General features: G+C 59.5%; 17 protein-coding genes and 1 pseudogene. 9 read left to right on the plus strand and 9 right to left on the minus strand.

The genetic code is table 11. The features are described from left to right. Window positions 1-239: 239 nt before the first annotated feature. From ABH944_RS18120 to ABH944_RS18135, 4 genes are all read right to left on the minus strand, one after another. Complete coding sequence (locus ABH944_RS18120) at window positions 240-1,202, minus strand: ParB/RepB/Spo0J family partition protein (RefSeq protein ID WP_404607955.1); 963 nt, start codon at window positions 1,200-1,202, stop codon at window positions 240-242. Between the two features lie 2 nt (window positions 1,203-1,204). Then, entirely contained in the window at window positions 1,205-2,401 is a 1,197-nt protein-coding gene (locus ABH944_RS18125; RefSeq protein WP_062089437.1) for a ParA family protein, read from the minus strand. A gap of 248 nt (window positions 2,402-2,649) precedes the next feature. Then, window positions 2,650-4,572 (minus strand): phage integrase family protein, encoded by a 1,923-nt coding sequence (locus ABH944_RS18130; protein WP_404607956.1) that lies wholly within the window; start codon window positions 4,570-4,572, stop codon window positions 2,650-2,652. Window positions 4,573-4,943: 371 nt separating this feature from the next. Next, window positions 4,944-5,798 (minus strand): SDR family oxidoreductase, encoded by an 855-nt coding sequence (locus ABH944_RS18135; RefSeq protein WP_404607958.1) that lies wholly within the window; start codon window positions 5,796-5,798, stop codon window positions 4,944-4,946. 88 nt (window positions 5,799-5,886) lie between these two features. On the opposite strand from ABH944_RS18135, the gene ABH944_RS18140 reads away from it, so the two are divergent. After that, entirely contained in the window at window positions 5,887-6,288 is a 402-nt protein-coding gene (locus tag ABH944_RS18140) for a winged helix-turn-helix transcriptional regulator (RefSeq protein WP_404607960.1), read from the plus strand. A gap of 80 nt (window positions 6,289-6,368) precedes the next feature. On the opposite strand, the gene ABH944_RS18145 is transcribed toward ABH944_RS18140, so the two are convergent. Continuing rightward, the gene (locus ABH944_RS18145) at window positions 6,369-7,328 is read right to left on the minus strand and encodes an aromatic alcohol reductase (protein ID WP_404607962.1); all 960 of its coding nucleotides are present in this window, start codon (window positions 7,326-7,328) and stop codon (window positions 6,369-6,371) included. A gap of 303 nt (window positions 7,329-7,631) precedes the next feature. Between ABH944_RS18145 and ABH944_RS18150 the strand changes: the two genes are divergently transcribed. Beyond that, window positions 7,632-8,552 (plus strand): LysR family transcriptional regulator, encoded by a 921-nt coding sequence (locus tag ABH944_RS18150; protein WP_404607963.1) that lies wholly within the window; start codon window positions 7,632-7,634, stop codon window positions 8,550-8,552. 156 nt (window positions 8,553-8,708) lie between these two features. Here the strand turns inward: ABH944_RS18150 and ABH944_RS18155 are convergent, their stop codons facing one another. The 3 genes from ABH944_RS18155 to ABH944_RS18165 are packed head-to-tail and all read right to left on the minus strand — an operon-like array spanning window position 8,709 to window position 10,752. Beyond that, window positions 8,709-9,200 carry a DsrE family protein gene (locus ABH944_RS18155; RefSeq protein ID WP_404607965.1) on the minus strand — a complete coding sequence of 164 codons (492 nt, stop codon included), beginning with the start codon at window positions 9,198-9,200 and terminating at the stop codon, window positions 8,709-8,711. A gap of 40 nt (window positions 9,201-9,240) precedes the next feature. Beyond that, window positions 9,241-10,029, minus strand: a complete 789-nt coding sequence (locus ABH944_RS18160) for a sulfite exporter TauE/SafE family protein (RefSeq protein ID WP_404607967.1) — start codon at window positions 10,027-10,029, stop codon at window positions 9,241-9,243. A 3-nt stretch (window positions 10,030-10,032) separates the two neighbouring features. Further along, complete coding sequence (locus ABH944_RS18165) at window positions 10,033-10,752, minus strand: MBL fold metallo-hydrolase (protein WP_404607969.1); 720 nt, start codon at window positions 10,750-10,752, stop codon at window positions 10,033-10,035. 195 nt (window positions 10,753-10,947) lie between these two features. On the opposite strand from ABH944_RS18165, the gene ABH944_RS18170 reads away from it, so the two are divergent. The 4 genes and pseudogenes from ABH944_RS18170 (at window position 10,948) to ABH944_RS18185 (ending at window position 12,957) form a co-directional block, all read left to right on the plus strand. Next, window positions 10,948-11,382: a YeeE/YedE family protein gene (locus ABH944_RS18170; RefSeq protein ID WP_404607970.1), complete on the plus strand. Its 435-nt coding sequence runs from the start codon at window positions 10,948-10,950 to the stop codon at window positions 11,380-11,382. A 1-nt stretch (window position 11,383) separates the two neighbouring features. Next, a pseudogene (locus ABH944_RS18175) lies at window positions 11,384-11,825 on the plus strand (DUF6691 family protein). 98 nt (window positions 11,826-11,923) lie between these two features. After that, on the plus strand, window positions 11,924-12,454 hold the full coding sequence (locus ABH944_RS18180) for an Mpo1 family 2-hydroxy fatty acid dioxygenase (protein WP_404607972.1): 531 nt from the start codon (window positions 11,924-11,926) through the stop codon (window positions 12,452-12,454). A gap of 179 nt (window positions 12,455-12,633) precedes the next feature. After that, window positions 12,634-12,957, plus strand: a complete 324-nt coding sequence (locus tag ABH944_RS18185; RefSeq protein ID WP_404608118.1) for a DUF4148 domain-containing protein — start codon at window positions 12,634-12,636, stop codon at window positions 12,955-12,957. Between the two features lie 231 nt (window positions 12,958-13,188). Here ABH944_RS18185 and ABH944_RS18190 read toward each other — a convergent pair whose 3' ends face one another. Beyond that, window positions 13,189-14,571: an aminotransferase-like domain-containing protein gene (locus tag ABH944_RS18190; RefSeq protein WP_404607974.1), complete on the minus strand. Its 1,383-nt coding sequence runs from the start codon at window positions 14,569-14,571 to the stop codon at window positions 13,189-13,191. Window positions 14,572-14,683: 112 nt separating this feature from the next. Here ABH944_RS18190 and ABH944_RS18195 point away from each other — a divergent pair, with 112 nt between their 5' ends. From ABH944_RS18195 to ABH944_RS18205, 3 genes are all read left to right on the plus strand, one after another. Beyond that, window positions 14,684-16,027, plus strand: coding sequence for a hydroxymethylglutaryl-CoA reductase, degradative (locus ABH944_RS18195; RefSeq protein ID WP_404608120.1), 1,344 nt, complete (start codon window positions 14,684-14,686; stop codon window positions 16,025-16,027). A 73-nt stretch (window positions 16,028-16,100) separates the two neighbouring features. Then, window positions 16,101-16,652, plus strand: a complete 552-nt coding sequence (locus tag ABH944_RS18200; RefSeq protein WP_404607975.1) for a hypothetical protein — start codon at window positions 16,101-16,103, stop codon at window positions 16,650-16,652. Then, window positions 16,652-18,034 carry a tripartite tricarboxylate transporter permease gene (locus ABH944_RS18205; RefSeq protein ID WP_404607977.1) on the plus strand — a complete coding sequence of 461 codons (1,383 nt, stop codon included), beginning with the start codon at window positions 16,652-16,654 and terminating at the stop codon, window positions 18,032-18,034. Before ABH944_RS18200 ends, ABH944_RS18205 begins: the two co-directional genes overlap by 1 nt. The last annotated feature ends 220 nt before the right edge of the window (window positions 18,035-18,254 follow it).

An 18,254-nucleotide genomic window follows, 5' to 3' on the forward strand; every position in this document is an offset into this window, starting at 1 on the left:
GGTGGGCAAGCGACAGCGAAGCCCGGTTACTCAAAAGCCTTCGGTTCCCGCCGAAGGCTTTTGTTTTTCTTGCATTGAAATCAGTTCATGATCGTTCTCGGCCGTTTGGTTAAGTCCATGATTTTTAACGATTCCCTACTAGGGAAGTCCTGAGGAAATTTTGAACTTCGGTTCAGAACTTCAGGGTGCCGATGTGCTGCGCGCTAAGTCATTGATTTAAAGCAGTTCCCTACTAGGGATCACTGCTTTTCGAGTTCCGACTCAATAAATGCGTGAATTCTTTCTGCCCACTGTTCGGCTTCGTCGGCGGCTTTGCCGGAGAACGAAACACCAACCACTCCATTGCGTGCCGATATCTGGCAAACCTTCTTGGCGCCGCGTTTGACGACCAGGGGTTCGTGTTTCTCACGATGCGCCCGGTCTGGCTTCGTTGCCGCGACTGCTTGCGCCTGGGTGTAGGTGTCGTCAGTCAAAAGCCGCTCGATTGCTGCTTTAACCTTGTCTCCCCGACCCTCCGCTACTGCCTTGGCCATTTGCTCCGCTGCATTGCTTCCCAGCTTCTCGGGGCGGGTGGCCAGCAATTCCTTGCACTCGTCAGGCAGCAGATCGAATTTCATGATCCGCCCCACATGCGAGTCGCTAATGCCTGCAGCCTTTGCCAAATCTTCCTTCGTAATTCCGGTTGAATCCTGAAGCGATTTGAAGCCCCAGAATTTCTCGAAGTCAGAAAGAGTCGGTGATAGGAGGTTTGAGAAGAAAGCGGCGTACTCGACCATCGACGCATCGATGTCCAGCACGATGCCGTCGATCTCGGTGCGACCTAGTTCCCGATAGATCGAAGCCCGGTTATGACCGGCAACGATGTCGTATTCGCCGTCCGGCCGTTCGCGTACCGTAATAGGCTGGGCGAGGGGGTAAGCCGTCAGGTTCGCCTTAAGCTCGGCGTACTCCAACTGAGTGAGTCGTCGCCGCCGTCCCGGGATCTCGTGAAGCTTGTCCAGCGGGAGCTTGCCGGGCGCGCGTTGCTCCAGCGCCCGTTTCAGTTTGTCGATTTCAGCCTGCTGGCTGTGCACCCGCCCTTGAAGGCCGATCAACTGTCCAGGTGCGGTGCGAGGTGCGACCGGTTCAGAGGGCGTATCAAGACCATCGTCATCCAGTCGAATACCCGCTGCTTTTGCCTTTTGTTTCGCTGCTGTAGACATGCTTACTCCTTGTCCCAGAGGTAACAGACCTTGCTGTCGATCAAATCCACAACCTGGTCATAGGGCACGCGGATTCGCCGAAGCGTCGCGGCATTGCCGTCGTAGTTCGGGAAGTCGTACACCGTCGAAAAATCGTTGGTGGTCGTGCGAGCAAGGTCGGTTTCCGGGATTTCAACCGGCAAGACGCGCTCGCCGTAGGTCGTGATGACCCAGTCACGAACAATGGATGCGTTCGCCTTGTTCGGCATGCGCGTCACCAGGATGTCGATGAAATCGAATACCTTGGCTTCATCGGCCGATTCCCCGAACTGCTTCATGCCGGAGACCATGTCGGAGAAAAGCGACCAGAACTGGACCATCGATGCAAACGAGAGCGTGTCCGGCATCACCGGCACAATGACGCCATCTGCCGCGAACAGCGCGTTGATGGTCAGGTAACTCAACGTGGGTGCGGTATCGATGATGATGTAGTCGTACTCGTGCTTGAGATCCTTGAGCCCGTCGCTCAGCACGTTCCAGAACTTTGCGCTCGGCGACGCGTGAACGCGGGCCGGGAGCATGAATTCGGCGTTGAACAGATCCGTGGACGACGGGATCAGGTCGAGGTTTTCCCAATACGTCTGCATTGGCAAATGCTTCATGTCGAAGCTCTCGCCGCTGACGTAAGCCTCGATCAAGGGCAAAATAGTCTGGTCGCCGCTGATTTCCGCGTGCGGGTTGATCCCGTATAGCGTGGTCGCGCTGCCCTGCGGGTCCATATCTATATGCAGGACCCGCCGGCCGTGGCGCAGCGACAAGCCTTGCGCCAGCACCATGGACGTCGTGGTCTTGGTCACGCCGCCCTTGAAGTTGCCGATGGCGATGACTTTTCCGTCCTTCCCCGCCGGACGCTGTCTGGGCTTGCGTTCAGCCCTGACCCATTCGATGGTTTCGGCGAGCGTAAACTGCCGCGCAGCCCCAGGTTTTTCCTGGGTGCCTTGAGGCAGCTCCCCTTTCTTGATCAGATAGGAGAAGCGCGCTTTGTCGATGCCGCACAGTTCCTGGAGTTTGCCGCTCGGGAACACCGGGGCAACCTTCCGTGGGAACGGCTGGAGCATTTGAGTGCGAATTCGCTCGAGCATTTTCGCGGAACGAGCCGCCAAATTGACGAGGTCGTCCGGCGTCACCTCGATGGGTGGCGTCGAAAGGTTAATATCCATGCGTTCTTCCCGGTGGCTCTGGTTCTACCAAAAACGTGGATTCTCCCTTAAAAGGTAGAACCGACGGTAACCGAAGACTAAGAGGTATACGGAGTAAACGCAAGTAAACTTTGCCGACCCGGGGTAGCCGCAAAGGCACGTGGTTGTTGAGCTTCGAGGGAAAAGGTGAGAAAAGACTTGAGGCAAATCGGGGGTTTTGCGGGGCTTTAGGTCTGTAGATTCAAGCGCCGGCGTGGAATTTCTTGCTGTTAGCGCGTCGGTAAAACGCCGCTTTTACCGTTCACGACCGGACCGTGATGCCCGGCTTTCACGTAAAGAAGCGTGGTGGAGAGGTTGGCATGACCGAGGCGAAGCTGGATCTCGCGGCAATCCGCGCCGCTTTCGAGTGCGTGATGCGAGTGGGTGTGACGAACCCAATGGGTGCTCGCATTGGAACGAGCGCGGTCGCCGACCGGATTTTGCGGGGTTGAAAGCAGTGCCGCCCACGAAAAAAGCCGGCGAAATACCTGTCCCATACCGTCGGGCGTCAATGAATTGCCGGTACGAAAATGCGTAAGAAGTGGGGTGTCAGCGGGACAAACGCCAGGATCCCCGGGCAAACCGCGGGCGCGCAGGCTCTCCTCAACCAGTTCCATGACGGCTTGCGGAACGGGAATAGTCCGCGTCGCGCGGCCTTTTCCGGGGATAACCAGCTGCCAGCCATTAGCCGGTCCGCTCCCAAGCGCCGACTGGGTAAGCCAGCCGGTTGTTGCACGCGCTAATTCCGCACGCCGCAGCCCGGTCGAATAGGCCAGGTTCAGCGCCAGATAGTCGCGCAACTCCCTTTGGGAATACTGGACGCGACAGGCCGCCTGGACCACGTTTTGCCATTGCCCGTGGTTCAGCGAGCGCCCCGAAACATCGATGCGCGGGCCGATTGCCACTGCCGGGGCATTCGAAAACGGGTTGTGCCCCCAATAGTTCTGCGCGACCAGCCACTGGCCCATTGCGTGAAGAATCGCCTGCGCGGTTTCCCTGCTGCGGTTCGAGAGGGCGCCGACAAACGGGCGCCAATCCGGGTGATTTCGCTCGATTTTCGCGCGCCCGACCCATCGGGCCGCGGGCTGGGGATCGGCAAGAAACGTCCCGATGTACTCTGTACAGTCCGCGCTATCCAGCGAAGACAGCGCCTTTTTCCTTTCATTGACGGCCCATAAAAGCAGCCGCTCGGCTTCCCGCCGATAGGCCCGGGCGGTATGCGGACTATGTTGCCGTGTGGCAAGCCACGCATCGATTGCCTGCAAATCCGTGCTCATCGGGCACGGCAAACCAGGGTTTCGGAGCCGGTTGGTACCGGCCGATCCGTCTATTTCCGTGGGCACATCGAGTGATTCGATAGGGACAATGCCGCTTTGGCGTGGCCGCACGAGCGCGGGATCGTTGCTGGATAAGCGCCGGCGCGGGGTGAGCGCGCGTTTTGACAGCATATGAAGCAGTGAATCGGCGTGCAGGGCAAGCCATTCAACTATCCGGCGCGCCGCCTTCGGGCCGACGCGCGCCACGTTCGCGTACCAGCGATGGCCGCGCCGCTCGATGAAACCCAGCAGGTCGCCGAGCGTATGGATGCCAGTGTTCTGAAGACGGTGAGCAATTGAGGGTTCGAGCCAGCTTGCAACGGGGTGATCCGGCCGCGGCGCCTGGACCAGACTGGCTTCCATGCGCGCGAGGGCGTCGACCTGACGCCGGCGCAGGCGCGCATTTCTGGTTGTACGCCGGTCAACGCTCGGGGTGTTTTCCTGGGGAAACTCCGCCCTATAAAGCTCCAGAAGTTCGGCTTCGCTATGGAAACCGTCTGGATCGACTGATTCGCGATACGCCTCCAGCGTAGGCATCTCGCTGGCTGCCAGCCGCTGTGCTTCAGGAATGCTCCCCGGTCTCAGGCGTAAAAGATGCGTGGCTTCAACATCACGCGTGCGGCGTGCAGCCCCCGAGAGGGTGTCGCGCAACAGCCCGATCAGACGCCGGGTAGCGCGGACGTCGGTGGTGGCGTCGCCGTAGGTCGCGTGCAATTGCTCGACTGAGACGCCATCCAGGTATCCGCGATATAGCGCGAAATGTTCACGAGTGAGCCGCTTGATGGACGCGCGGTTCTCGGGGTTACGAACGGATGACGTTGGTGAAGCAGCCGGCATGAGTTATTTATGCTTTGGTTTCAATAGCTTGGAGGAAGGCTACCAGCGTGCAGGCGGTTTGACAACAAAAAAAGCTACATCTGATAAGTATACGAACACGCCGAACACATGCCGATGCCAACGGCGACGCGAACAGTGAGGAGATGAAAATCGAAGCGCCGACGTTCGCACGCTGGATGAAGCCGCATCGAGTGATGATGCTGACTGATGAGGGGTGTTCGGTTTGACGGGCGAGGGCAATGCTCCTTGAACCCTTGTCGAAGAAAACATCCGCGTTGACCCTGCCTGAAATGCCGAGCCGAGCTACCCAGACGTACCGGATCCCGTCGCGGACCGGCACGCCTCATCGCTATAAGAAGAACACCCGCGTTTTACGCAGCGAGTGCTTCGGCAACCACGGTAGCCAATGGCGTGGTCGGCCGGGCGAGGAGTTGGCTCAACTGGTGACCGTCGTCGAAGAGTGCGCCTTTCGATGTAGCCGTATCCGAGTCCGATATGAGCGCAGCCATGTATTCCGGTAGCCCGACGCCGATCAGCGCGGCCTTGTAGTCCGCCTCGGAGAGATTTTGGTACTTGACCTCCTTGCCCGACTGCCGCGTCACTTCGGCGGCGAGATCGGCGAGGGTGTAAGCGGTATCGCCCGCCAGTTCATAAATGCGGCCCGCTTGAGTGCTGCCTGTCATGACCCGTGCCGCTGCTTCCGCATAGTCCACCCGCGCTGCCGATGAAATCCTGCCGTCGCCCGCGCTGCCGCGGATAACGCCGTGTTCAAGCGCAGGGGCCAGGCTGCGGAGGTAGTTCTCGGTGTACCAGCCGTTACGTAGCAAAACGAACGGCACGCCCGACACACGTAGTGCCTCTTCCGTTTCGCGATGTTCATCGGCTAGTCCGAGCGGCGACGTATCGGCGCGCAGCACGCTCGTGTAGCCGATCAGTTGAACGCCATTACGGTTCGCCGCGTCGATTGCTGCACGATGCTGAACCCCACGCCGGCCCATTTCACTCGATGAAATCAGCAGCAACTTGTCCGCGCCCTTGAATGCGGTCTCGAGCGTGGCGGGTTCGTTGTAGTCCGCGCGCCGGACTTGCACGCCCAGTGCGGCGAGGTCGGCTGCCTTCTCGGGACTGCGTACCGCGGCAACAATCTCGCTTGCCGATTGAGTCTTCAACAACGCTTTGATAACAAGCCGGCCAAGTTGGCCGGTGGCTCCGGTGACGACGATCATGATGAAACTCCTGGGGTAAATGCGACTGAAGCCGTACCGTATCGGATAAACTAACTTTTCGTAAGTACGTACGCCGAGGTAAGTATCGATGGACTCAAAGGTTGATTTGCCCCGCGACGGCGTGCCGTTGTCGGATCTGCTGCGTCGCGGCGAATTGCTGTCGGCGGACTGCCCGTCGCGGGAAGTGCTCAAGCACGTGACCAGCCGGTGGGGTGTTCTCGTTTTGATGGTGCTGCTGGATCAGACCTGCCGTTTCAGCGATCTGCGCCGGAAGGTGGACGGTGTGAGCGAAAAGATGCTCGCGCAGACGCTGCAATGGCTCGCGGCCGATGGTTTCGTGACACGCACTGTGTATGACGAGGTGCCGCCGCATGTGGACTATCGGCTGACACCGCTGGGAGAAGAGGTTGCGCGCCAGGTGACGTCGCTGGCGGACTGGATCGAGATGAACCTGTCGCGGATCCTGAGTGCGCGGACGGTGGACGCGTAGACAACCGGGCTCGAACGACGCACCGCTGACGGTGCTGGCAAAACTGCCCGAACCCGCCCGTCCTCTTACGGCCGACTCAGTTACCGATGGCCAACGTCTGCAAGCGCAACGGGTTCATTTGCCAAAAGATTGGCGCGCATCCAGTCTTCCAGCCCGCAAGCCTTAATGCCGCGTTGGGCATTGAACGTCTGCGACTTGTCCCACGCCACGCCTCTTCCTTCGGCGAATACCGCGCGATATTTCTTGATCGAATTGTCGGGATCCTTGGCCAGTACGCGCTTCAGTTCCGGCACGCTCCACTCGCTGCGACGGACGTTCAGGCTTAGTAGTTCATCAACTGTATCGGCGAGTTGACGGTAAGTAATGGTGTCGCCCGCGATGTACACGATCTGATCGACGATACGCGGCCGCGCGAACACGATCTCCGTAGTCAGCGCACCGATATCGTCCGCCGTTGTCACGGTCACGCCGTTGTCCCAGCTTCCCAATGCGTTCACCGTCTTTTGCCCAAGATCCACCACGCCGAACGACGGCTCGAAGAGAAAGCTGGTGAACATGCCTGCTGATACGATTACCCACTCTGTCTGATCTTGCGAGCGCAGCAGGTCGCGCACGTCGAGCTGCTCGTCAAACAGATCCTGCGGACTACCCCGGCCGATGACATCGTAGTCAACGCCGAATTGCCAGGGGAAATACCGCTTCACTCCCGCTTTCAGCACCGCACGGGCGAGCTTGCGCTGTACGCCGCTGCCGCCCACGAATCCGGTGCAGGAGATAACCGTGTGGAAGCGTTCAAAAACAGCGGCGAGCGATTCTTCCGATTGCCCCGCCAGATCGCCCGGAAGCAGGCCGATGCCAAGCGAGCGCAATTCGGCAATGTCCTTTTGCCTGGCAGGATATTGCGAATCGATCGTAGACGGCCGCAGCAGAGCTGCGATGGAAACGCCCGGCGTCTCACCGGCGCGGCGCGCAAGACTGCGCAGCATGGCCATGCCGAGTTCGCCGGCGCCCAGGACGAGAATAGAATTAGCATGCGACATATCAGTGCCCTTGTAAGCCCTTTCAAGCTTGAGAAAAGTTATCGGAAGCGTGTCGCAAGTGTGTGATTGCGCGACCCGTCATCACCGGCTCAATACTGCGCAGCGCGTTAGAAGTTAAAAGCGAGGTCAGCCGGACAATCGAAAGTGTAGTGGCGGGTATGAGCGGCATTGTTCGCCGTGACGGAAATGAGAACGCGTGGGCATCGAACGATTCATCTGGCGGGCGGGAGATCAATGCAGGATCAACGACGCTTCCGAGCTGCCTGCCGACGACAAAATACAAACCGGACACGAACCCCGTTCATGGACAAACTTCAAGCGATGACAACCTTTGCGCGCGTCGTCGAAACGCAAAGCTTCAGCAAGGCGGCACAGACGTTGTCGATGCCCCGGTCGTCCGTGACGACGCTGATCAAGAATCTCGAGCGGCATCTGGGTACACCCCTGCTTCGGCGAAGTACACGCACGCTCAGCCTAACCGATGCGGGCGAGCGCTACTACGCCTCATGCCGGGAAATCCTGTCGGACATCGATCGGGCAGAGAGCGGGCTGCTAGCGGATGCCGCCACTCCGCAGGGGCGAATACGAGCGGGTATGCCGGGTGTCCTGGGCCGGGCGATCGTGTTGCCGAGACTGCGCGAATTCGAGCAGCTTTTTCCTGGCATTGAACTGGTGCTGGTCTTGAGCGACCGGCCCGTCGACCTGATTTACGATGGGATCGACTGCGTCATCCGCACCGGCGAACTGATGGATTCGACCTTGACCGCACGCAGGCTGGGTCATCTGAACTGGCTTACCTGCGCGGCACCACGCTATCTCAAGGAGTACGGAGAGCCTGATACTGTCGAATCGCTCAGTGCCCATCGTGCGGTCAACTACATATCGAGCGCTACCGGCCGGCCGCTTGACTGGCGCTTTAATGTCGACGGTGAAAACGTCACCGTGACAATGCCGGGCCGCTTCGCCGTCAACGAAACCGAAGCGTATTTGCAATGCGGCCTGGAAGGATTGGGACTGATCCAGTTGTCGGAGTTCGTCGCGTCACCGTACCTTGAAACAGGGCGTCTCAAAGAGGTGCTGGCAAGCGCAAGAAGTTCGCCCGTACCCATTTCTATCGTCTATCCGAACGGTAGAAATGCGGGCGCGGCTATCAAGGCTTTTGTCGATTGGGTCATCCGGATTTTTCCGCAAAGCGGCCTCAATCCGGATGCGGGATCAAGATGACAACCGATCCTCAAGGCGCTCCCAGTACCCGGCCGTTGACCTTCTCCCCGTACATCGAATTGGGTGGGCCGTGGTACTTCGCCCGCATCGTAGGGATGGTCTGAAAACAGCGCCTGCTGCTTTCGCCATGGCGTATGCCGGATCAAGCCGGGCCGACTATAGCGGCATCAAGCTGTATCCATCGTGTTGCAAGACAGTAATGGTCGTGAGCGCGGAGAGCGAGCGCGTCACGCCGTGAAGAAGTCCGTCCTGGGAAAAGCCATTGGCAATCAGCGCTTGCGTGCAAACCGATACCTCAACGCCCGCGACTTGCAGCGCAGCAATGAGGCTTGCGTTGGGGTTGGGCCGTCCGTCGTGGGTCTGGTGTTGCGCGTCGTTCAACACACTCGATGTTGCCTCGCCGTGGATAACGACGAGACATCGAAGTCGATCGGGGGTCACGCCGGACAGGTCGTACAAGTTCACGGCTCGCGCCACGCGCTCGAGTTCCGTATTGGGGGCCTCAGGCTTTTTGGCCGGCGCGCTGAGCGAGAAAACAATCTTGTATGTCGCGTGCGCGTCCGGAACATGGACCGCGCCCTTGATCCAATGCGCTGTACCGAATTGCTCTATGACGGGACTTGCCGCCGCGGAATGATCTTGCGTCATGACTTGCCTGCACCGGCTGAGGTGTTGAACTGATCGAGAGTCATCGCGCCTGCCATGAGTGATAAAGCATATAGGCCGCGACCGAGATGATCATCGCGGAGAAAACGCGGTTCAGCGCGCCGCGTTTGCGTGCAAGGCGGCTTGCCGCCTGGGTGCCCACCAGGCCGCCAACCACGCCGCCGCCAACGAATTCCGCCGCCACTATCCAGTCGACCTGGCCCGACAGCGAATAGTTGATCGCGGTCGTCAATCCGAACGAACCTACTGCAAACAACGACGTGCCGATTGCATCGACGATCTGCATTCGACCCGCGAACATCAGGCCCGGGACCACGAGAAAGCCCCCGCCGATTCCAAAAAATCCCGACAAGCTTCCTGCGCCCAATCCCGTTCCGCATAAACGCGAATAAGGCGTGGGGTAAGCACCGGCAGTGGCCGGTGCCAATGGGCGCGGCCGGAGCATGAGGAAAGCGACAAAGCACATTAGAAATGCAAAATAGGTCAACAGCTTCTGGCCATCGATCAGCTTGCCGACGGACGAGCCCAGCGTTGCGCCAAGCACGCCGCTCGCCGCGAACGCAAAGGCCGGTCCCCACCGGACATGCCCGGCTCGCGCGTGCGGGATCATGTTGATGTAGGCGCTGGCCGCGACCGCCAACGCCGCGGTCCCGATCGCGATGTGCGGATTGTGAACCCCGACCACGTACAGGATGAGCGGCACGGCGAGGATCGAGCCGCCTCCGCCGACGAGACCCAGCGAGAAGCTCACGAAACCACCGCATAGCGCCGCGGCAATACCTTGTGTCAAAGGAGTGGAAGCAACGATCATGGATCAGCCCTGCTGTCTGGCAGGGGTGGATAGCTGACCGCAGTCCAGGTTCGCCGGTATGGCGACATCCATCATCTTGGGGTTCGGAAGATTCAGCTTCTTCATGATCTCCACGTATTCGTTTTCGGTTTTCCCCGCCAGCCTCGGATTGAAGTGCTTCTCTTCGCCAATGCTCGACGCTGTCCATCCGTTGTAATCGTGAGCGGGATAGAGCGTGGTTGCGTCGGGCAGCCTGAACAGCTTGTTGACGATGGAATCCCATGACCGATGCGGGTCTCCACCCTGAAAGTCCGTGCGTCCGCTGCTGCGAATGAGCAGGACATCGCCGGTGAAAACCGCTTGCGGTGCTGAAGGGTTCAGCACGAAGCTAAAGGACTCGTCGGTGTGTCCAGGCGTATAAAGCGCGCGTAGCGCGATCCCGTCGACATGCAAGATTTCGTCTTCACGGACATGCTGCGACACGCAATGCGCCTTCGACAATTCGCCCATAATCGTTGTGCAGTGCGTGGCGTCTCGCAGGCCACCAAGCGCTGTGATGTGATCGGCGTGGGTGTGGGTGTCAATGGCGTGAACCAGTTGCAGGCCCAACTGCTCGATCACCTTGAGATATTGCTCAAGCTGTTCTTTGACGGGGTCGATGATCACTGCTTCCCCGCCTGTTCGAGAGGCCAGCACATAGGTGTATGTGCTCGATTGAGTGTCGAAGAATTGCCGGAAAAGCATTGCTTTATAACCTTGAAAAAATCGCTATATTACTTTTAAATATAAGCTTATATGTGTAAAGAATATAGATTGAGCGGGCGGAAAGTCAACGGGTGAAACGCGTCATGAGCTGGCAATGCGGTTATCAGGACGGAGGATGACGCGAACTGGCGTTGGTGAAACCTGCAACGGAAAACGAAGAAGGGATGACGAACGATGATGGTTGACTGGGTGAATTTCACGCCGATCAAGTCCCTGCTGGGAGGTGCGATGATCGGTTTGTCCGCGGCGCTTTTCATACTGCTCAACGGACGAATTGCCGGGATAAGCGGGGTTCTTGGCGGCCTTCTGACTGCCGGCGGATGGCGCGATGGCTGGAGAATTTCCTTCGTTGCAGGGCTGCTTGCCGCACCGGTGCTTTATGTTTTGACGAGACCGCTACCCCCGATCGTTATCCAGGCCAGCGTGCCGCTTCTTATCCTTGGCGGCTTGCTCGTCGGCTTTGGCACACGCGCGGCAAGCGGCTGTACGAGTGGTCATGGCGTGTGCGGAATATCGCGAGGGTCGGTCCGTTCGGTTGCCGCGACGTTGACATTCATGGTGGCGGGTTTCGTGACGGTCTTCGCTATCAGACATCTGTGGGGCGGCTAGCATGCGAAACGTGAGTTCGTTTCTGGTCGGGCTGCTTTTCGGTGGCGGCCTGATTGTGTCCGGCATGGCGAACCCTTCGAAAGTGCTGGGTTTCCTGGACCTCGCGGATCACTGGGATCCTTCGCTAGCCTTTGTCATGATTGGTGCAATTACGTTTGCATCAATCGGATTTATCGTCAGCAAGCGCATTGGAAAACCGCTTCTCGACGAAACAACGCATCTCCCCACGAAGAAAAAAATCGATGCGCAATTGATCCTGGGAAGCGCGATTTTCGGAGTCGGCTGGGGGGGTAGCGGGATTTTGTCCCGGACCGGTCATGGTCGCGGTGGGCGCGGGAAAATCCGGTGCTGCGATCTTCCTCGTGGCAATGCTTGCCGGCATGCTCGCTTTCAACTTGTTCGACGCTCGGCGAACCATCCGGGGCAATGCGAATGCGCGTTAGGCCGTCATCGCGTACGCTAGCAGGAGGTCGGAATAGTTTGAGCGCCGTCCACGGCTTGACCGTGCACAATGCCGTTAGCCACTTCGGAGGGCTGTGCCATGAAATCTCTGGTTGACCAACTTGGGCAGTACGCGGTGTATCACCGTGACTCGCGCAACATTGCTTCGCACCTCATCGGTATCCCGTTGATCGTGGTCGCGGTCGCTACCTTGCTGGCGCGGCCGTCGGTCGGTGTGACGGCTACGCTGGCCCTGTCACCAGCAATGATGCTCGCTGCAGCGGTCGCTGTGTTCTACCTTCGGCTGGACTTACGGTTCGGTATCCTGATGATGGTCCTGCTCGCGTTGAGCGTATGGGCCGGGAAGCTGCTCGCAATGCAAACGACCGGATTGTGGCTTGCATGGGGCCTGGGTCTGTTTTTCGTCGGCTGGGTCATACAGTTCATCGGCCACTACTTCGAAGGCAGCAAACCCGCTTTCGTGGACGATGTAATCGGGCTCGCGATCGGGCCGCTGTTCATTGCGGCGGAGGTGGCGTTCTTCCTCGGCCTGCGCGACCCGGTTCGCCGCGCGATTGAAGAACGCGCCGGTCCCGTACGCGGCGCGGCGGGCAAAAGCGCCGTTCGATAATCGTCAGTCATTTGTAGGGTGGTGCCGTCACCGCCCTTTCAGGTTCCTAGGGTTTACGCCTAATTAGACAATAATCCCTTGCGCAGTCTGCTATTAATCTTAAGCGTGCATTTACCTACACTTGAATCACTGAAACGCGAACAGGGCTGTTCGCGACGAAAATCAAGATTCGGAGGTAGATCATGAAAGTCGTTCAATCGCTTATTGTTGCCGCAGTGCTCGCTATCCCGGCTGTCTCGTCTTTTGCTCAATCGAATGCGCCTGTTACCCGCGCCGAAGTGAGAGCTCAACTGATCCAGGTTGAAAAGGCAGGCTATCAACCCGGCCGCGACGACCCGAATTACCCGGCTGACATTCAGGCTGCAGAAGCACGCGTTGCTGCGCAAAACGGCGCTGCTACCAGCTTCGGCGGCGTGACCGACGGTACGTCGGCATCGGGTGCACGGGCTGTCGTGAGCCCCGCGTTGAACGACAACGCAAAGTCGATCTACTTCGGCCACTAATCAGTTGTATTGCCAAGCCGCACAGGAATCCTGGCGGTATTGAACAAGGTTCGATACTGATGGATGAGCGCGCAGCGATCCTGTGCGCTCATCCATTTCGAATCAAGGAACAGCACCTCCTCCAGCGGGGTTGCTCCGATCCCGATGGAATTTGCCCAGCTATAAGTTGGGCTTTTTTTGCTCTCGACAACACGTGATGACACCCGACGGGTGCACACCCGGGTGAAGACCTCAACCGAGGGCCTTGAGCGCGGCCGCGAATCGAGGGTCCTTCAAATACGCGACGTTAAACCGGCAGTAAGGCGAAACGCCTTCCGCATGGGGTGAAAAGACTGTCCCCGGCGCGAGAATGACGGATTGAGCGAGCATCGCCCTGGCGAACGCGATCGAGTCATCGCCGTGAGGCAGCGCGGCCCAAAGATACAGGCTCTGATCGCTGACCTTGTAGATCTTCGCGCCCAGTGCGTGGAGCGCATTGACGCCTGCTTCGGTCGCCCGGCGAAGTTTCTCCTGCATATGATTGGTGTGACGCAGGAAATGGCCGTCGCTGAGAATGGCTTCCAGCGTGCGTTCGCAATACTCCGAACTGCTCACGTGCGTGAGCATTTTTACATCGGCGAGATCGCTTGCCAGCGCCGGGTCGCACGCCAGAAAACCAACCCGCAACGCCGCTGAAACCGACTTCGCGAAACTGCCGATATAAATCGTCCGGCGCAGTTGATCGAGTGTCGAGATGCGCGTAAGCGAGCGTGGTTTCAGGTCCGCGAGCGCGTCGTTTTCGACTATCGTGAGGTCGTAGGTTTCAGCCAGCCTGAGTATGCGATGCGCCTTCGCGGCGCTGGTGTCGGTCGCGGTCGGATTGTGTCCCACCGACTGCGTGAAGAACAGTTTCGGCCGATGCGTCTTCAACTGCTCTTCGAGCACCGCAATGTCAGGGCCGTCAATCTCCCTTGGCACGCCGACCATGTTCGCCCCGCTCAACTTCAACTTACCGAACAGCGGGTAATAACCGGGATCGTCGACGAGTACCGTGTCTCCCGGGCGCACGAAATAACGCAGCACCATGTCCATCGCCTGATTCGCGCCGTGCGTGAGCACGATCTGCGTGGGCGCCGCTTCTATCTCATAGCCGGCCAGCTTCTGCTGAAGATGCTGGCGCAATGGCAGATACCCGAAGCGGCTGCCGTAGCGAAACAGCGATCCCACCCCGGTACGAACCACGCGTTGATGGAATTGATCCAGACGCGTTTCTTCCAGCCACTCCACCGGCGGAAATCCTTCCCCGAGATTGAGAAATTCCGGCTTGTTCTGCAGTTGTTCGCGCATCAGCCAGACAACGTCCATTGCCCGGTCCAGGGTGGTGGGTTCGTCACCCGCGGGCTGTACCTCGACCGAACGTGACACGAAGAATCCCGATCCCCGCTTCGGCTCGATCAGGCCGTTGGCCGTCAGGATGTCGAACGCGCTGATGACGGTGTTCTTCGAGCAACCGTTCCCCTCAGCGTATTCCCTAATCGAAGGCAATTTGGCGCCGGCCTGCAGCAGGCCATCTTTGATCTGTCTGGCCAAATTGTCCGCGATGGATCGAGGCAGGCTCGTCTTCTCGCGTTGCATGATCCCGATTTCTCCGTTTTCGACTGAATTGTTCTGGGTACAGTGACTTGGCTGTCTCAGATAAGTGTGCCTTTTAATAGGGTACAGCTGGCCTATTATTCGCTCGATCCAGATACTTCCGCAAGCCGGACGCACGGCGAACAACAGAGAAAAGCAAGGAGCATTGCAAGTGAACATCGATTCGAAGTTGCCGAATTTTCGCGGGCTCTCGCCGGCGCAACGCCTGAAGCACATTGCCCAGGCAGCGGATCTGAGCGACGCCGAGCATGCGCTGCTCGGCAACCCCGGCGCGCTCTCGCTGGAAACCGCTAACGGCATGATCGAAAACGTGATCGGGACGTTCCAGTTGCCGATGGCGGTCGCCGGCTACTTCCAGATCAACGGACGCGACGTGCTCGTGCCCATGGCGGTAGAGGAACCGTCGATAGTCGCGGCGGCCTCGTTCATGGCGAAGATGGCGCGCGAGGCCGGCGGCTTCATCACGTCGAGCACCGGGCCGCTGATGCGCGCGCAAGTGCAGGTCGTCGGCGTGAGCGATCCCTACGGCGCGCGCTTGTCCATCCTCAAACACAAGGACGAACTGGTCCAGCTCGCGAATAGCCGCGACAAGGTGCTGATCGGTCTGGGCGGCGGCTGCAAGGACATCGAGGTTCACGTGTTTCCCGAGACGCCTCGCGGTGCGATGGTGGTCGCGCACCTGATCGTCGACGTAAGGGACGCGATGGGCGCGAACACCGTCAACACCATGGCGGAGTCGGTGGCGGGCCGTATCGAGGAGATCACGGGCGGTAAAGTTCGCCTGCGCATCTTGTCGAACCTCGCGGACCTGCGCCTTGCCCGCGCACAGGTCCGTTATTCGGCCGAGACGCTCACGACCAAGGAGTATTCGGGTGAGCAGGTGATAGACGGCGTGATCGATGCTTATCTGTTCGCCGCCATCGATCCGTACCGCGCCGCGACGCATAACAAAGGGATCATGAACGGCATCGACCCGGTGATCGTCGCAACGGGGAACGACTGGCGCGCGGTCGAAGCGGGCGCGCACGCGTATGCGTGCCGGAACGGCCGTTATACGTCGTTGACCAAGTGGGAGAAAGCGGGCAACGGTGACCTGGTGGGCACGATCGAAATGCCGATGCCGGTGGGCCTTGTCGGCGGGGCGACCAAGACGCATCCGCTCGCGAGGCTTGGCCTGAAGATCATGGATGTACGCTCCGCCCAGGACCTCGGCGAGATTGCCGTTGCAGTCGGTCTGGCGCAAAACATGGGCGCGTTGCGCGCGCTTTCCACCGAAGGTATCCAGCGCGGGCATATGGCGCTTCACGCGCGCAACATCGCGATGTCCGCAGGCGCGACGGGCGCGGACGTCGATTGGGTGGTCAGGAAGATGGTCGCGGCAAACGACGTGCGCACCGACTACGCGATGACGCTGCTCGCCGGGCCGCGTGACGCCTGAGAGAGCGGTCTGCGCGCCCAACGCGTGCACAACGGGTGTAACGAAACAAAAACTTCCGCAAACGGAGGAGACGATGAAACATTCATTATTGGACGCCGATGAGGCGTTACGACCCGCGTCCGTTGGCATGACCACCGGCGTCGATGCGCAGGCTTCCCACCTGGTTGAAGTGTGGGGAGACACCGTCGATATCCGGCATCTAGCGTGGTCCGTCGCGCTGGGCATAGGCATCAGCCTCGGCGCTTTTTTCTTGGCCAACTACTTGCTCGCGCTCTATGTACACGATGCCGCGATGACCCGTGCCTACGCAATGCTGGTGGGTCTCGCGGGCTGCCTGATCGCGGGCGCGGTGTGCGCGAAACTATTCAGGCCCAAACGCGAAGTAGTCGACCAGGCGTCAGATACCGCTCGCCGCGAAGAAGTGCTCGACCAGCTTGCGGCGGAAGCGGGCGGCCTGGGGTTTGTCGCCGACCTGCCGCTGCCGGTCGCGACCGAGATGAAGGAGCTCGGTCTCTACGATGTATTCCTTAAACACGAGCAGCGCATCGAGGCTTCAAAACGCGCGCTCGACGAAGGCTTCGCCGCCCCGAATACGAACACCCCTGCAAGCAAGGAGTCCTCCTGATGGACGCTCTTGCTCACCAGGTGCTCGTCGCTGTGTCGATGGGCTTGATTGGCGCTATCGTGTTCGCCGGGATCGGTCTTATCTCCGGGACGGACGAAACCACGACCATTGCACCGCTCACCTTGCTGGTCGTGCTGCTCGGCGTGCCGCCCGCCGGCGTCTTCACGTTCTTCATGGCTGGGGCCGTGGCAAAACACATGACGCACGCGATCCCGACGGCGCTGCTCGGTATTCCGGGCGACACGCTCGCCGCCCCCTTGCTTCAGCAAGCGACCATGCTGCGCAATCTCGGCGTGCCGCATATTGCGTTGCGAAAGATGATTTCGGGTGCGATTGTCGCGGCCTTCGTCGCGGTGCCGTTGGCCGTGCTGTTCGCTGTGCTGCTCGCGCCGTTTGGCCCGTCGATATCGAAAGCGGCGCCGTGGGTGTTTCTCGCGGCAGCCGTTGCAATCGCATACTTTTCGGCGGGCCGATGGGCGTCGGTGTTGTTGCTTGTGCCGTTCGTGCTGGTGATCGTCGGGCTTCAGGCGCTGACCGGGAAATATGGCGTGAAGCTCAGCGTCAGCTACTTTCTCGGCATTGCCATCGGCCCGTTGATTGCCGACCTGTTCTCCATCCTCTCGCCCGCCGACCGCGCGGTGATGCGCCGCGATCGCGTCAAGACGTTCTCGCTTGCGCCCGACGTGAAAGGCTGGAGCGGATACTTTCCTAATCCGCTCAAGGTACTGGACCGGCAGCAGCGCAACTGGACTGTCGCGACCGCGGCGGTGTCGAGCGCGACCTTCGTGTTCAGCCCGGTCGCAATGACAGTCGTGATGGGTGAACTGGTCGGCTCGCGGATCAAGCATGCATACCATCGCCTGACTACGGTCATTGCCGCGCGAAACGGCGTGACGGAGGCAACCTATATTGCCGAGGCGCTGATTCCCCTGATTGCGTTCGGACTGCCTTTGAGTCCTGTGGCGGCAGGTCCCGCTGCGCCGCTCTTCAACGCGCCGCCGCGCTTTTTCGTCGATACAGCCACGGGGCACATGAACAACCTGCACACGCTGATGACGACCTGGGAATTCCTCGGCTACGGCTTGTTGTCGGTGGCCCTCGCTGCGCTGATTGCGTATCCGTTCTCGATGAACTACGCCCACCGGGCGGCTTCGTTTGTCGCCAGGCGGCTCAGCCACGAAGCGATTATCGCGACGTTCGCAGGACTGATCGTGGTGATCAGCGTGTGGGAAGGGCAGTTGCTGGGTTTCCTGGTGATCGTGACGATCGGGCTGCTGGGAGGACTGCTGTCCCGGCGTTTCGGCTTTAACACCGGGGTTCAGTTCATGGGGTATTACGCGGCGGTGCTGAGCGTTCCGGCACTGACCAAATTGATCGCGTGAGCGGACGGGATTGGTGCCGGGTTGCTTCACGCCGGCAGTCCAAGGGTTCGAGTCGAATTACTTGGAGAATTGTTGAGTTTTGTCGAGCGATCCGGCCCTGCTCCGGCGCATCCACTATCCTTCGCGTCGCACGAACACGCCCAGCCAGTGCGGATAAACGGGGCAGTTCGCAGTATTATTCGGTCAGCGTCCACTGGCGCTGACCGTATTGTGTACGGTT

It is taken from the genome of Caballeronia udeis (assembly GCF_044909315.1).
Classification (GTDB): Bacteria; Pseudomonadota; Gammaproteobacteria; order Burkholderiales; family Burkholderiaceae; genus Caballeronia; species Caballeronia udeis_A.

Bases quoted from the DNA above. Each gene is read 5' to 3' on its own strand.
- ABH944_RS18120 (WP_404607955.1), bottom strand. From the start codon at position 1,202: ATGTCTACAGCAGCGAAACAAAAGGCAAAAGCAGCGGGTATTCGACTG.
- ABH944_RS18125 (WP_062089437.1), bottom strand. From the start codon at position 2,401: ATGGATATTAACCTTTCGACGCCACCCATCGAGGTGACGCCGGACGAC.
- ABH944_RS18130 (WP_404607956.1), bottom strand. From the start codon at position 4,572: ATGCCGGCTGCTTCACCAACGTCATCCGTTCGTAACCCCGAGAACCGC.
- ABH944_RS18135 (WP_404607958.1), bottom strand. From the start codon at position 5,798: ATGATCGTCGTCACCGGAGCCACCGGCCAACTTGGCCGGCTTGTTATC.
- ABH944_RS18140 (WP_404607960.1), top strand. From the start codon at position 5,887: ATGGACTCAAAGGTTGATTTGCCCCGCGACGGCGTGCCGTTGTCGGAT.
- ABH944_RS18145 (WP_404607962.1), bottom strand. From the start codon at position 7,328: ATGTCGCATGCTAATTCTATTCTCGTCCTGGGCGCCGGCGAACTCGGC.
- ABH944_RS18150 (WP_404607963.1), top strand. From the start codon at position 7,632: ATGGACAAACTTCAAGCGATGACAACCTTTGCGCGCGTCGTCGAAACG.
- ABH944_RS18155 (WP_404607965.1), bottom strand. From the start codon at position 9,200: ATGACGCAAGATCATTCCGCGGCGGCAAGTCCCGTCATAGAGCAATTC.
- ABH944_RS18160 (WP_404607967.1), bottom strand. From the start codon at position 10,029: ATGATCGTTGCTTCCACTCCTTTGACACAAGGTATTGCCGCGGCGCTA.
- ABH944_RS18165 (WP_404607969.1), bottom strand. From the start codon at position 10,752: ATGCTTTTCCGGCAATTCTTCGACACTCAATCGAGCACATACACCTAT.
- ABH944_RS18170 (WP_404607970.1), top strand. From the start codon at position 10,948: ATGATGGTTGACTGGGTGAATTTCACGCCGATCAAGTCCCTGCTGGGA.
- ABH944_RS18180 (WP_404607972.1), top strand. From the start codon at position 11,924: ATGAAATCTCTGGTTGACCAACTTGGGCAGTACGCGGTGTATCACCGT.
- ABH944_RS18190 (WP_404607974.1), bottom strand. From the start codon at position 14,571: ATGCAACGCGAGAAGACGAGCCTGCCTCGATCCATCGCGGACAATTTG.
- ABH944_RS18200 (WP_404607975.1), top strand. From the start codon at position 16,101: ATGAAACATTCATTATTGGACGCCGATGAGGCGTTACGACCCGCGTCC.
- ABH944_RS18205 (WP_404607977.1), top strand. From the start codon at position 16,652: ATGGACGCTCTTGCTCACCAGGTGCTCGTCGCTGTGTCGATGGGCTTG.